This is a genomic window from Halomonas qinghailakensis (assembly GCF_025820815.1).
Taxonomy (GTDB): domain Bacteria; phylum Pseudomonadota; class Gammaproteobacteria; order Pseudomonadales; family Halomonadaceae; genus Vreelandella; species Vreelandella qaidamensis.
Map to the genome: position 1 here is coordinate 104,970 of NZ_CP096973.1, position 13,882 is coordinate 118,851.

Consider the following 13,882-nt stretch of genomic DNA (forward strand, 5'->3'; position numbering starts at 1 on the left):
GGCTCCTAAAGGCAACCCCTTGTCGTAATAAGCTCAACAATAGCAAGCTCGGTGATTCAATCAGTAAGCCGGCCATTGTAACGGCTTCTTTCATGACTGCCAGCGCTATTCGTGAGAATGATATAAACCATGCTGAAGAATGGCTTCTTCAACGGCCTCAGGCAGTAAATAGCGTACGCTTTTGCCCTGTTGCAAACGCTCTCTTATGTATGTCGCCGAGATGGCCATCATAGAGGGAAGAGCTAACGTAAGGACGTTGCCATTCGGGCATAGCATCAGTTCATCTACACTATCGACTTCACGATCACCCACCAGTTCCCTTAACGCATCAGGCCAGGAGGTGCTATAACCCGGCCGTGCGATAACCACCAGATGCGCCAGAGAGAATATCTGATTGACGTTGTGCCATTTGGCTAATCGCAGAAAAGCATCAAACCCGATAATCATCACTAGTCGAGCGCTATCACCATACGCTTGCCGCAGCTCGACAAGTGTATCGACGCTATATGAAGGCCCCTCTCGACGTAACTCACGATCATCTGCCACTACTCCGGGCGTATCGCCGATACCAAGCGTTAATAATTCTAAGCGTTGTGCTGGCGATACCTGAGGCATACCACGCAAGGGGGGCTGAGGTGCTGGAATCATATGCAGACAATCGAGTTTTAGGGCTTCACGAACCTCAATGGCGCTTCGCAAATGCCCCAAATGCACAGGATCAAAGGTTCCTCCCAGCATACCTATTCGTGTGGGTGTTGAATTCATTGCCTAACTTGCCCATCTCCAAACACGACATATTTTTGCGTTGTGAGCCCTTCTAATCCCACCGGACCTCGCGCATGCAGCTTATCGGTTGAGATACCAATTTCTGCGCCCAACCCATACTCGAAGCCATCAGCAAAGCGTGTAGAAGCATTTACGATAACTGAACTCGAGTCCACCTCTGCCATGAAGCGTCTCGCCAGACTGATGTCTTGAGTCACAATGGCATCGGTATGATGGGAGCCATATTGCTCAATATGCTGGATAGCCTCATCCATACCATCAACAACTTTAATCGCTAAAATAGGCGCAAGATACTCAGCACCCCAGTCTTCTTCTGTGGCCAACGCTGCTTGCGGCAACAACGCCCGTGTACGCTCGCAACCACGTAGTTCTACATTGTGCTCGGCGTAAGCACGCGCCAGCTCGGGCAGCACAATATCGGCGATCGGTGCATCAACTAACAGAGTTTCCATCGTATTGCAGGTACCGTAGCGATGCGTTTTCGCATTTACCGCGATAGCCATCGCTTTAGCGGGGTCTGCGGTAGTGTCAATGTAAACATGACACACGCCGTCGAGGTGCTTAATAACCGGCACCGTGGCCTCACGGGAAATACGTTCGATCAGTGACTTTCCTCCTCTCGGAATAATGACGTCAACATAATCAGGCATGCTAATCATCGCTCCCACCGCCGCCCGGTCAGTCGTGGCAACGACCTGCACAGACGCAGAGGGCAGGCCCACATCAGCTAATCCTTCCTGAATGCAGCGGCTAATAGCGGCGTTTGATGCACTCGCCTCAGATCCCCCTCGTAATAGGCAGGCATTACCAGACTTTAAGCATAAGCTAGCTGCCTCAAGAGTAACGTTAGGACGAGATTCATAAATGATGCCAATAACGCCTAGCGGAACACGCATTTTGCCCACCTGAATGCCGCTCGGGCGATAGCGCATATCGTCAATTTCTCCAACAGGATCTGGCAAAGCGGCCACCTGATGAAGGCCTTCGATCATGGCTTCAATACGCGCATCATTAAGCGCTAAACGATCTAGCAACGCAGTGTCTAAGCCACTCTCTTTTCCACGCTGTAAGTCAAGCGCATTAGCTTCCAATATCACTTGTCGAGAGGCTGCCAGGCGAAGTGCCATTGCCTCAAGCGCACGATTCTTTAACCCAGTGTCAACACGACGCAGCTCCTTAGCTGCTGCGCGAGCGCTTTGTCCAAGCACCTGGATATAAGCGGACACATCCCCCCCCGCCAATTGCTGAAGAGCTTCATCTTGTGCGTTTAAACCGCTCATACTTTCTCCCTGTGATATTGCGTATGCAAGGCAAGTTGCATTCTATAGTAGTGGTAAGGCCTGTTTGGCAGTATGTTACGCCACCAACGCGTTATAGTGGCTATACCGGCTGCCTAATCACGACGCTGATATGTCATCAAGCCGACTATGCTATGGGCAACCCTGAAGTAGAGGTGAATAGTAAGCCACCATGCAAAGCAAGTACAAAATACGCCTACTAAGAGCCAATCTGTTCGCAGCCGCGTTGGTGTTAGCGCTTTGGACGCATACGGCGCAGCCAATGGCTGCGCTAGTGCTTTGGCTGTCTGTAGGTTGGCTTTTCGTTACTGCGTTATTGCTCGATTTTAGCCACCGCCGCTCTAAGGGCCCACCCTGGCAGCTAATCACCGGGGTATTGCTACTAGGACTTATTGCCGCAGCGCCGGAGCGTCACAGCTTGCTAATATGGGCGTGGCCAGCGATGTTTATGCTGCCTCAGAAGCGCTGGGTAGTAGTCTTCAATGCGCTGGCCGCACTGATGAGCTGGCTATTAATCATCCCGCTATTTTCCTTGCCTGAAGGACTCTTACTCTTAACTGCTTTAATTACACTAAGCATTTTATCCAGCGCCAAAGCGTGTCAATTAATTGATATGAATGGCTCCATTCGCTCACGCCTTCGGCTTATTCCAGGGCTTAATCTGTGGCCAAGCGGGCAACTGTTAAGAGATCTTAATCGAGAACAAACCCGCTCTGAACGTGAAGCCATTTATGCAGAACTGTTAATTATCCAAGTAAAGCGTCACCAGCTTTGGGCGGCCGCACAAAAGCTATGCAACCTCACCTATAACTTTGAAAACGTTTATCGTTTAAACAGCCAGACACTTGCCACCTTAATGCTGTCACATAATTCCCAGGAGGCAGCCCACCGACGCAAACTACTCTGTGCCGGTCTTCCGGAAAAACAGCTTTCCTACCACCTACCGCTAATAGACTTAGAGTTATCAGGTTTAACAGTCGAGACGCTGGCCAACTTCCCGCCTCACCCACGAGAAGATAGTAATGATTGACCCACCGCCGCTGCACAGGCAATTAATGACCTTTGCTTATACCAGCAGCGTGATCCTAGTGGCAGGATACACGCTCTGGCTTTATGGCATGGGGAATTATCGCGACCTTTTAGTGCCAATGTTTGTAACGCTGCTGTTACTGGCAGCGCTATTGATGCATCACAGCCAGACGCTAAATACTGTTATCTCTCGCGTTATATTATTGGGCAGCAGTTATATCATCACCCTAGCGGCTTTCTATCACCATCCTAGCGTCTCTAGTTTGTGGATCGGCCTACCAACAACCGCTGCATTTTTTCTATTGCCGCTATCGAGCGCTATAATACTGGCTGTATTTTCTGCCCCTCTTTGGTGGCTGTTACATAGTCACGGCACTGCCTCGCCGGTAGAGGGAGTCGCTTATATCGCTCTTATGCTGTTATTAACACTCCCTCCCTGGGAGCATGCACGACAACGCGCTTTGTTAAGGGCAACAGACCCAAATGATAACGATTGCGATGCCTATCATATCGATACATTAAAAGAGCGTCTGCATAATGAGTTTCAACGTGCAGCAATGCTCAACAAGCGTTTGGCAGTTCTTGTTATGCATTTACCTCAGCTTGATATGGCAGAAGAGCAGTTTGGCTCACGTGCAAAAACAGCGCTGCTGGGTGCCCTATGCAATGAAGTGAACAGCCGCTGCCGCGACTATGACATTCTAGGTCGGGCAAACAATTCTACGTTCTGGCTCGTATTGCCAGATACAAGCGAAAGTGGTGCCATGTTGGTAAGGGAGCGTCTACAGCGCGCATTATCACAGTGCGTTTTAGTTGAAACAGGACAATTAGAAACCTGCATAGCGGTTTGCCTACCGTGCCGCAATGAGCGCTTTGAACGCTACATAAACCGCCTGGAAGCACGTGCTAAGGCGTTATCGACTGCCTGATAATCATCAAATGGAGCGGGACTTATCATGGTTGATACGCTTTTTGATCTGTCGCTTTCACCAGCGATATTAATGCTGGCGGTTGCGCTGATATCGCTACTTGAATCGCTTGCGCTAGTGGGCTTGTTGGTTCCAGGCGTTGTGCTTATCACTGCGGCCTCCTCTATAGCGGGGCATGAAGCTATTGCTCTACCATGGCTTATTAGTGCCGCTTTGCTGGGTGCGGTCTTAGGGGATGGCATTAGCTACCAGCTTGGCTATCACTACCGTAAACAAGTTACCAATCGTTGGCCTTTATCCGTTCATCCAGAATGGCTGGCGCGCGGCGTACGTTTTTTTGAACGTTACGGTGTCCACTCTGTGTTTATTGGCCGGTTCGTCGGCCCAGTGCGCCCCATTATTCCGCTTATTGCGGGTATGATGCGAATGCCTCAGCGCACATTTTTGTGGGCCAATATCGCCTCAGCTGCCCTATGGGCACCGGCTTACGTATTGCCTGGCTACTTATTGGGTAGAACCTGGCAACAGCATCTCAATCTACCCCAAAATATAGAAACGGTGCTCATTACATTAGGCGCCAGTCTCGTCGTGCTTGCGGTGATTTTCTCCTGGGGAAGAGCCCAGGTGGGTCGCCATGGCTTTTTCTACCTTGCAACAGCACGCCTTATTCGTCGCATCCCCTTTATGCGTCGCTCATGGCTCTCAATGAGCTTAAATGATGAAGTACCGTTAGCCTCGCTACTGCTGTTTGTCATCACATTGGCAAGTGTCTCAGCCTGGACTCTGCTAGTAATGAATCATCAAGGTCCGCTGGCGATAGATTTACAAGCTCAGCGCCTGTTTAACTGGTTAACCAATGAGCCACTTCATTTCATTAGCTTAGGCTTCGCTAAACTAGGAGACTCACTAGGAATTGCCGCGCTGATTCTGCCTTTGGCTGTTTGGCTGATACACCACAAACGTATCGATGCACTCTGTCATTGGACCTTTGCCATTGGTGGCATTGCGCTGCTCAACACAGCGGGAAAAATGGTTTTCGGGCGTGCCCGGCCAGAAACACCAGACTATCTGATTGGCTCATCTTCCTACCCCAGTGCACATACCTCAACGACCGTTGTCGTTATTGGGTTAGCCGCTGCATTCATTGCAGCAGAATTGCACCGCAAACAACGCGTCTGGATTTATTGGCTGGCAATAGCCCTGGTAACACCCATGGCATTGTCGCGCTTAGTATTAGGCGTACATTGGTTGAGCGACCTCATTGGCGGTGCTCTCCTCGGCTTGCTGGTATGCGCTATCGTTCGGCTGAATTGGCAGCGCCGCACTAGAGCGCCGCTACCACCCTGCCCCTGGGTCAGACTATTAGCTGCCACCAGTGCACTAATAGCTCTACGGCTTATTCTGCTGCCCCCTGTTTAGCAGTTCAACGCCACTAATCCAGTCGTCTATCCCAACGCCAGCCAACCCCCAACGCCTATCATTAATGTTCCTGCAATGCGGTTGAGTAAGCGTACATTGCCACTTTTACCCAACGCATTACGTAGCGTTTTCCCACCAGTGGCATAGACCAGCATGCTGGCAAATTCAATGATTAAAATCACTGCAATCAAAAGGGTTAGTTGAGGTGCTAGTGGCCGACCGCTATCTAAAAACGGTGGTAGCAGCACCATAAAAAAAGCCCATCCTTTTGGGTTGGCCACCGCCGTCACTAACCCCTGAATAGCCAACTGTAGCCTTCCAGCAGCAGGTCCGGCATTCAGCTCTGCAGGGATAGCCATACGCCCTCTAGAACGCCACATCATGATGCCTAAATAAGCCAAATAAGCGCCGCCCACCCACTTAAACGCAATAAAAAGCTCAGGATGACGTAGCATTAATGCTGCCACGCCAGCCCCAGCGGCGGCGGCTACGATGCCTACGCCAATTAACTCGCCTATCATCATCCACAGCGTTCGCTTCACCCCCTGGGTCATACCCAGCACCATCGCCAAGGTCATACACATCCCCGGCGTTAGGGAAACGAATAAAAACGTGGGTACAAACACCGACAGCGTCGCCCATGACATCATCATTACTCTTCCGTGTTGTTTACATCATTATCTGCATCGCTAGGTGCGGTTTCATACCCCTCTCCCCAACGCGGTATCAGGCGATGAGTGATGCCCAGTTGATTGAGTATCCGGGCGACTACAAAGTCGATCAAATCTTCTATCCGTTCTGGGCGGTGATAAAAGCCAGGAGCCGCAGGCAAAATCACTACACCCAAACGGCTTAGCGCCAGCATGTGCTCTAGGTGAATGGGGGAAAACGGGCTTTCACGTGGCACCATAACTAAGGTCCGTCGCTCTTTTATAGCAACATCAGCGGCACGCTCAATTAAGTTATTGCTCGCACCCGTCGCAACTGCTGACAGCGTGCCTGTAGAGCAGGGGCAAATCACCATCGCAGAGGGGGCACCAGACCCCGATGCGACAGGCGCCATCCAGTCTTCACGACCAAAGCAGCGAATTTGGCCAGGCTGAGCACCACTCTGCTTGGAAAGTGCTTCTACTAAGCGTTTCGGCTGAGCTGGTAACGACACATCGGTTTCCGTAGCGATGACCATATGCGCTGCTTTGGAAATCATTACCCACACTTCATGCCCTGATGCTACTAATACGTCAATCAGGCGCAGACCATACTGCGCACCCGAAGCACCTGTCAGCGCCACCGTCACCGGAGGTTTAAAGTCTGTCACTCAGTTTGCTCCTTGGCAGATAGCGCACTCAATAGACGCTGGTGAACCCCCTCGAAACCGCCATTGGACATCACAACAATACGGTCGAGTAGTGACGCTTGAGTAACAACCGCATGAACAAGTGCATCGATATCGCTATATAGCTCAGCGCGCTCGCCTTGCTCAGCCACTAACGCCTCCATTGACCAATCGAGTCCTGCCGGTTGAAACCAGAAGACAGCATCTGCATCGGCAACGCTCTCTTTTAGCTGGGCACGAAGTGCGCCTAAACGCATAGTGTTAGAGCGTGGTTCAATCACCGCGAGCAGTCGCCCTTTGGTAGTGGCTGCCCGCAACCCTTTTAACGTGGCCGCGATCGCTGTTGGGTGGTGAGCGAAGTCATCAATGACTTGCACCCCCCCCACCTCCCCAATGACCTCCTGACGGCGACGAGGCGTTTGAAAACGAGCAAGTGCGGCGCAAGCGCGGGCAAGATTCACCTCACAACGGCTCGCAGCGGCAAGTGCTGCAAGCGCATTGCGTGCGTTGTGCTCTCCGGTTAATGTCCACTCGACAACACCGTCTTCTTCACTGTTTTCATCAAGGTGAAGCACCTGAAAGCGGCTGCCATCAGCGCGCTCTAAACGTAGTTGCCACTCACTGCTCTCTAACGTGCCGAAACGCTCGATAGGTGACCACGCTCCCATTTCAAGGACACGCTCTAACGCAGGCTGTTGATCGGCGACTAGCAAGCAACCTTTGCTTGGCACGGTTCGTACCAAGTGGTGGAATTGGCGCTCAATCGCAGCAAGGTCAGGAAATATGTCGGCATGGTCAAACTCTAAATTGTTCATCACCACCATTTGGGGGCGGTAATGAACAAACTTAGAGCGCTTGTCAAAAAACGCCGTATCGTACTCATCAGCCTCGACAATAAAGGGACTGTCGGGCTTGCCTAAACGCGCCGACACGCCAAAGTTACGTGGCACGCCGCCAATTAAGAATCCAGGCGTTAAGCCAGCGCTTTCCAATAGCCATGCTAGAAGGCTAGCAGTGGTGGTCTTGCCGTGAGTACCTGCAACGGCAATAACTTGCCTGCCAGTCAGTACATGCTCAGCCAGCCACTGAGCCCCTGAGGTATACGGCAAACCACTGTTAAGCAGCGCCTCAACTTCTGGATTACCCCGAGATAGCGCGTTGCCTACAATGACAAGTGCAGGTTGATTAGCAAGATTTTCGGCGTGATATCCTTCTATCAAGGTTATCCCCGCCTCTTCCAATTGGGTGCTCATAGGAGGATACACATTCGTATCTGAGCCGCTTACCTGATGCCCTAGCTCCCGCGCTAGTAAAGCCAGGCTCCCCATAAAAGTGCCGCAGATGCCGATAATATGCAGACGCATAGGTGAAGCGCTCCTTACTTAACTAGTTAACTAGGCTGGTGAGACTAGCATGCAACGTTAACTTGCTCATCTAGTTCAAGGCAGATGTTGGCTTTAAAACTAGGCAAAAGCTCGTTCAGAAGTGACAAAACGTCCAGCTTGATGCAGGATGCGGCTACCTTTTTGCTCATGATCTTTTAAATACGATCATGCATACACATCCTACTGCTGACCCATCTTAGTGTTGCCGAGGAGCTTACAATGCGTGTTTTAATTCGCTATTTCTTTAAAGGTGTTCGCCTGATTTTAGCCCCCGTTATGTTGATATCGGAGAAACTATCAACGCCAAAATCCGTCGAGCGTAGTGAGGAAGAGCAGGCAAAAGTCGATGCCGCCTGTCAACGCTTGGCGCTCTATCAATTCCGTACCTGCCCTTTCTGTATCAAAGTACGTAAAGAGATCGCACGACTGGGCCTAAATATCGAATTGCGTGATGCTCAGTTAGATCCCGCCCATAAAAAAGCCCTGCAAGAAGGCGGGGGCAAGGTTAAAGTTCCTTGCCTTAAAATTAATCATGAAAACGGGCAGGAAGAGTGGCTCTACGAGTCAGATGCTATTAACCACTGGTTACACCAACACTTCGCTTAAGCCCCTTTTTTGCTTGCCGCTCTTGGCCTAAAGTGCCGAGTAGCGGCTTTCATCTTACCCCACCTTCGTCTAATCCTCCCTCTAGCCAAGACCCTACCCAGCCCTGTCATTCAGCAGACGAATGATACCTCTCATTATTTCGATTGTATGACGCAACCCCAACTCTCTATGTTTAGTCTAGGTTTTAAGAGCATTAGGTTGTTAGACAGCTTATAAGCTGACCGTGTCTGTTTTGCTGGTTTTTAAAAACATTTGGCGTGTATACGCGCTAGGTTTAACCGGCAAGGTGAACAATAAACAATACAAAGGGAAACATTATGACGTTTAAAAAAACACTATTGGCTTCTGTCATTGGTGCTGTGGTTGCGGGTACGGCAATGTTGCCAATGACCGCTAGTGCAGAAACCCTGCGCATTGGTTACTCAGCCGATCCTGAAACACTTGATATTCATGAGCAGTTATCTGGCGGCATGCTGCGCCTTTCCCACTTAGCATTTGATCCGCTGGTACGTTGGACAAAAGATTTTCAATTCGAGCCGCGCTTAGCGACTGAGTGGGAACAAGTAGACGAAACCACTACACGCATGACGCTGCGAGAAGGCGTCACCTTCCACTCGGGTAACGAATTCACCGCCAAAGATGTGGTGTGGACCATCGAACGTCTGAAAGAAAGCCCCGATTATCGCGCCATTTTTGAGCCCGTTGCCAGCGCTGAAGCAGTTGATGATTACACTGTCGAAATTACAACCACGGAGCCCTACCCACTACTGCTCAACCTTGCCACTTATATTTTCCCCATGGATAGTGAGTTCTACACTGGTGAAACTGATGACGGCAATGAAAAAGCAGAAATCGTAAAAGCGGGCAACTCATTTGCATCGCGTAACGTTTCTGGCACAGGTCCTTTTATTATCACTGAACGCCGCCAAGGTGTTCGAGTTGATTTTGAACGCTTTGAAGATTACTGGGATACCGATAGCGAAGGTAATGTCTCTAAAATTATTCTGACGCCTATTGCTGAAAACGCTTCACGCGTGGCAGCACTACTGTCAGGCGGCGTTGACTTCATCGATGCCGTACCGCCTAACGACCTAGATCGTGTACGTGAGGCTAACGATGCTCATTTAGTTGAAATCGCCGGTACACGCATTATTGGTTTCCAGCTCAACGAAGAACGCGTTGAAGCCTTCCAGGATGCGCGTGTTCGCCAAGCCGTTGACCTGGCAATTAACCAAGAAGCCATTGCTGACCGCCTAATGCGTGGATTTTCCACACCAGCAGGACAGTTTTCTCCGGAGGGCTACTCTGGTCACAATCCTGATTTAGTACCGCGTTACGACGTTGAACGCGCTAAAGAGCTAATGGCAGAAGCGGGCTATGAAGAGGGATTCAGCGTTGACATGATCGCGCCGAATAACCGCTATGTAAACGATGCCCAGATCGCTCAAGCAGTGGCTAATATGCTGGCTCAGATCAACATTAACGTTAATCTGCGCACCATGCCGCTGGCTCAGTACTGGCCCGAATACGATACCCGCGAATCTGACATAGCAATGATTGGCTGGCACGCTGATACCGAAGATACCGCCAACTTCTTCCAGTACCTCTCTTTCTGCATTGATGAAGAGACTGGCGCTGGTCAGTACAACTACGGCAGCTACTGTAACGAAGAAATTGATGCGCTTGTAACAGCAGCAGATAGTGAAACCGACCTAGAAAAACGCAATGAGATGCTAAGTGAAGCCGAAGCTATGCTTTATGAGGACGTAGGCTACATCATGCTGCATTGGCAAAACCTCGCCTACGGTGCTGCTGACGGCATTGAAATCGAGCCGGTTGTTAACGCCCTCGACTTCCCCTACCTAGGTGACCTGGTCATTAATCGCTAATTTCCACGCTTACTTTTACACGTGCAAGGATGCTTCGTTCCCTAGCCCCCTGGGGAACGAAGCGTTTTATGTGGTTAACAGCCTCACCATAAGCTCAACCCTTACTTGCAATTAATTCTCTATTAAACCTATGACATAGGTGGCGTACGCCATGATTGCTTTTTTAATCAAGCGCCTGATGCACGCGATATTGGTGATGTTTGTCATCAGTGTACTGGCCTTCGCCATCCAGGATAACCTGGGTGACCCTGTACAGCAGATGGTCGGACAGTCGGTCCCCGAAAGCGAACGTGAAGCCATTCGCGAACGCTTAGGCTTAAATGATCCGTTTCTAGTTCAGTATGCACGCTTTGCGAAAAATGCGGTGCAAGGCGACTTCGGGTACTCCTACTTCTACCGCGAACCTGCGCTTGAAGTAATTGCTCGTCACTTGCCTGCCACCCTCGAACTCGTTTTTGCGGCCACGCTTATTATTGTGCTTTTTTCTGTGCCCATTGGCGTTTATAGCGCTATAAAACCTCGCTCTTTCATATCGCGTTTTTTTATGGGTGCTTCCATTATCGGCATTTCAATACCAGTGTTTTTGACCGCCATTTTATTGATTCAGATTTTCTCGATTGGTATCACCGTCACCCTGTTTCCTGAAAGTACCAGCTGGGGAGCTTGGCTAAATGACCTGCTATCGACAGAGGGTAATATGCCATCCTTTGGCCGCGGCTATGATTTAGTGCATGTGGTAGGCCACTGGGACACCAACTTAGCCACGTGGAATGGTTTACAGCATTTGGTACTCCCCGCTGTTTCACTCGCATCTATTATGCTGCCGCTGTTTATCCGCCTGATTCGCGCGGAAATGATGGAAGTACTGCAGTCAGAGTACGTGAAGTACGCCCGTGCCAAAGGCATTTCAATGCGCCGTGTTTACTTTGTTCACGCGCTTAAAAACACCATGCTGCCAGTTATCACCGTTGGCGGTGTACAGATTGGTACCATGGTGGCTTACACCATTTTGACAGAAACCGTTTTCCAATGGCCGGGCATGGGACTGATGTTCCTTGATGCAATTAACCGAGCCGATATACCACTGATCGTTACCTACCTGATGATTGTCGGCGTCATTTTCGTGGTGACGAACACCATTGTGGATTTGATCTACGGCTTCGTGAACCCCACCGTAAAACTGACAGGTAAGCCCGCATGACAACGCCCACAACAACGACTGCACCTAGCCGCTGGGAACGCCTGCGCGACTCTTATTTATGGTACAGCTTTAAACGTGACCGCACGGCTCAACTATGCCTCGCAGTATTCATTTGCTTGGTGATTGCAGCGTTTGCAGCGCCCTTGCTAGCCCCCACTGATCCTTATGATCTACGTCATATCGATATTATGTCGTCTGAGTTACCGCCCTTTTGGATTGAGGGAGCCGATGAGCGTTACAGCTTAGGCACCGATGCCCAGGGGCGCGATTTATGGTCGATTATTCTCTACGGCACCCGCGTATCGTTACTGATTGGTTTTGGCGCGGTCATACTTCAAGCACTGCTCGGCGTAACATTCGGCTTAATGGCAGGCTACCTAGGCGGTCGCATCGATGCTTTTTTGATGCGCTTAGCTGATATACAGCTGTCATTTTCCACCCTGATGGTCGCTATCGTGGTGGGTGCACTGGTGAAAGCCACCATGGGCAGCGCGTTTTACAGCCAATATGCCGTGCTCATGCTTATTTTGATTATTGGGTTGGCCGAGTGGCCTCAGTATGCACGTACGGTGCGCGCTTCGGTGCTGGCTGAGAAAAATAAAGAGTATGTCGATGCCGCACGGGTCATGGGCCTACGCAGCAAGCGCATTATGTTCCGACACGTCTTGCCCAATACGCTTTCACCGATTTTTGTTATCTCGACGGTGCAAATTGCCAACGCCATTATTTCAGAAGCCGCATTGTCGTTTTTAGGTTTGGGTATGCCTGAAACCCACCCATCGCTTGGATCGCTAATTAAATCAGGCTTTGACTATATACAGTCGGGGTCTTGGTGGATCACCCTAATTCCTGGTGCGGTACTCATTGTGCTGGTGCTGTCTATCAATCTATTGGGCGATTGGCTGCGCGATGTCATGAACCCACGACTCTACAAAGGCTGAGGACACCATGGCGCTACTTGAAGTCTCCCAACTCGACGTTCGTTTTGCCCTTCGCCAAGGGGAAGTGCGCGCATTACGTGATGTTAGTTTCACCCTGGAACGCGGCGAACGCTTAGGCATCGTGGGCGAGTCTGGCGCGGGTAAATCCGTCGCCGCTTTCTCACTGCTTAACCTGATCGCTAAACCCGGCTTTATAGCGGGTGGCAGCATTAAATTTGAAGGTCAGACGCTTAACACCATGTCTGAGCGCGGTCTGCGCAAAGTACGTGGTAACCGCATCTCGATGATCTTCCAAGACCCGATGATGACATTAAATCCCGTGCTCTCAATTGGTGAACAGATGGTCGAGTGCCTAAAAGCCCATCGACGTATCTCCACCAAAGAAGCACGCGCTATTTCCTTGGATAAATTGCGCCAAGTTCAGATTCCGTCACCAGAAACACGCTTAGATCAATACCCCCACGAGCTTTCTGGTGGTATGCGTCAGCGTATTATCATCGCCATCGCCCTGCTGCTCGACCCCGATATTATCATTGCCGATGAACCGACTACCGCCCTGGACGTGACCATCCAAGCGGAAATCATGGCACTGCTGCTTGAGCTATGTGAACAGCACAATGTGGGCTTGATTCTTATCACTCACGACTTGGGTGTCGTGAGTCAGGTCACTCAGCGTATGCTGGTTATGTATGCAGGTCGTGTTATTGAACAAGGCCTCACGCGGGAAATTATCAATGATCCGCAGCACCCCTATACCCAAGGGCTGATCAACGCATTACCACAAATGGCGACACCCGGCGAAAAACTCAATCAGATCCGTGGCAGCATGCCGTCACTCTCTAACTTACCCAGTGGCTGTGCATTTCATCCTCGCTGCGACTTCATCAATAGAGCAGATGGTCAGCCACGCCCTGCCTGCACCCAGCAAGTACCTGAATTTGTCGAATCCGGCAATTGCCGTGTTGCCTGCCATATGGTGGCTGAAATGCTTGAAGATCGTCGCCTGAAGGAGGAAACACAATGAGTGCTCAGGTAGAAACCCCTAGTACGTCGCCGAATCAAG

The 13,882-nt window shown here is 50.5% G+C and carries 13 protein-coding genes; 8 read left to right on the forward strand and 5 right to left on the reverse strand.

Annotated features, from left to right (window positions below; translation table 11 throughout):
* Window positions 1-105: 105 nt before the first annotated feature.
* Together nadD and M0220_RS00525 are read right to left on the reverse strand one after the other, a co-directional pair.
* A complete protein-coding gene (gene nadD, locus M0220_RS00520) occupies window positions 106-765 on the reverse strand; it encodes a nicotinate-nucleotide adenylyltransferase (RefSeq protein WP_030069234.1) in 660 nt (219 codons plus the stop codon).
* A complete protein-coding gene (locus tag M0220_RS00525) occupies window positions 762-2,066 on the reverse strand; it encodes a glutamate-5-semialdehyde dehydrogenase (protein ID WP_030069232.1) in 1,305 nt (434 codons plus the stop codon). Before M0220_RS00525 ends, nadD begins: the two co-directional genes overlap by 4 nt.
* A gap of 190 nt (window positions 2,067-2,256) precedes the next feature.
* Here M0220_RS00525 and M0220_RS00530 point away from each other — a divergent pair, with 190 nt between their 5' ends.
* From M0220_RS00530 to M0220_RS00540, 3 genes are read left to right on the forward strand one after another with little or no spacing between them, the layout of a single operon-like run.
* Window positions 2,257-3,114 (forward strand): hypothetical protein, encoded by an 858-nt coding sequence (locus M0220_RS00530; RefSeq protein ID WP_030069229.1) that lies wholly within the window; start codon window positions 2,257-2,259, stop codon window positions 3,112-3,114.
* Window positions 3,107-4,042: a GGDEF domain-containing protein gene (locus tag M0220_RS00535; RefSeq protein WP_264018371.1), complete on the forward strand. Its 936-nt coding sequence runs from the start codon at window positions 3,107-3,109 to the stop codon at window positions 4,040-4,042. Before M0220_RS00530 ends, M0220_RS00535 begins: the two co-directional genes overlap by 8 nt.
* Window positions 4,043-4,069: 27 nt before the next feature.
* Window positions 4,070-5,461, forward strand: coding sequence for a bifunctional DedA family/phosphatase PAP2 family protein (locus M0220_RS00540; RefSeq protein ID WP_264018372.1), 1,392 nt, complete (start codon window positions 4,070-4,072; stop codon window positions 5,459-5,461).
* Between the two features lie 26 nt (window positions 5,462-5,487).
* Here the strand turns inward: M0220_RS00540 and M0220_RS00545 are convergent, their stop codons facing one another.
* Genes M0220_RS00545 through mpl form a run of 3 tightly spaced genes read right to left on the reverse strand, consistent with a single transcriptional unit; the run spans window position 5,488 to window position 8,161 of the window.
* Window positions 5,488-6,111: a LysE family translocator gene (locus M0220_RS00545; RefSeq protein WP_030069222.1), complete on the reverse strand. Its 624-nt coding sequence runs from the start codon at window positions 6,109-6,111 to the stop codon at window positions 5,488-5,490.
* Window positions 6,112-6,113: 2 nt separating this feature from the next.
* Window positions 6,114-6,779, reverse strand: coding sequence for a flavin prenyltransferase UbiX (locus tag M0220_RS00550; protein ID WP_030069219.1), 666 nt, complete (start codon window positions 6,777-6,779; stop codon window positions 6,114-6,116).
* Window positions 6,776-8,161: a UDP-N-acetylmuramate:L-alanyl-gamma-D-glutamyl-meso-diaminopimelate ligase gene (mpl, locus tag M0220_RS00555; protein ID WP_264018374.1), complete on the reverse strand. Its 1,386-nt coding sequence runs from the start codon at window positions 8,159-8,161 to the stop codon at window positions 6,776-6,778. The genes M0220_RS00550 and mpl overlap by 4 nt, the downstream gene beginning before the upstream one ends.
* 240 nt (window positions 8,162-8,401) lie before the next feature.
* Between mpl and M0220_RS00560 the strand changes: the two genes are divergently transcribed.
* From M0220_RS00560 to M0220_RS00580, 5 genes are all read left to right on the forward strand, one after another.
* Entirely contained in the window at window positions 8,402-8,788 is a 387-nt protein-coding gene (locus tag M0220_RS00560) for a glutaredoxin family protein (protein ID WP_030069214.1), read from the forward strand.
* Between the two features lie 317 nt (window positions 8,789-9,105).
* Entirely contained in the window at window positions 9,106-10,677 is a 1,572-nt protein-coding gene (locus M0220_RS00565) for an ABC transporter substrate-binding protein (RefSeq protein ID WP_264018375.1), read from the forward strand.
* 151 nt (window positions 10,678-10,828) lie between these two features.
* The gene (locus M0220_RS00570; protein WP_264018376.1) at window positions 10,829-11,878 is read left to right on the forward strand and encodes an ABC transporter permease; all 1,050 of its coding nucleotides are present in this window, start codon (window positions 10,829-10,831) and stop codon (window positions 11,876-11,878) included.
* Window positions 11,875-12,819, forward strand: a complete 945-nt coding sequence (locus M0220_RS00575; RefSeq protein WP_030069206.1) for an ABC transporter permease — start codon at window positions 11,875-11,877, stop codon at window positions 12,817-12,819. The genes M0220_RS00570 and M0220_RS00575 overlap by 4 nt, the downstream gene beginning before the upstream one ends.
* Window positions 12,820-12,826: 7 nt before the next feature.
* The gene (locus M0220_RS00580; protein ID WP_030069203.1) at window positions 12,827-13,843 is read left to right on the forward strand and encodes an ABC transporter ATP-binding protein; all 1,017 of its coding nucleotides are present in this window, start codon (window positions 12,827-12,829) and stop codon (window positions 13,841-13,843) included.
* Window positions 13,844-13,882 lie beyond the last annotated feature (39 nt).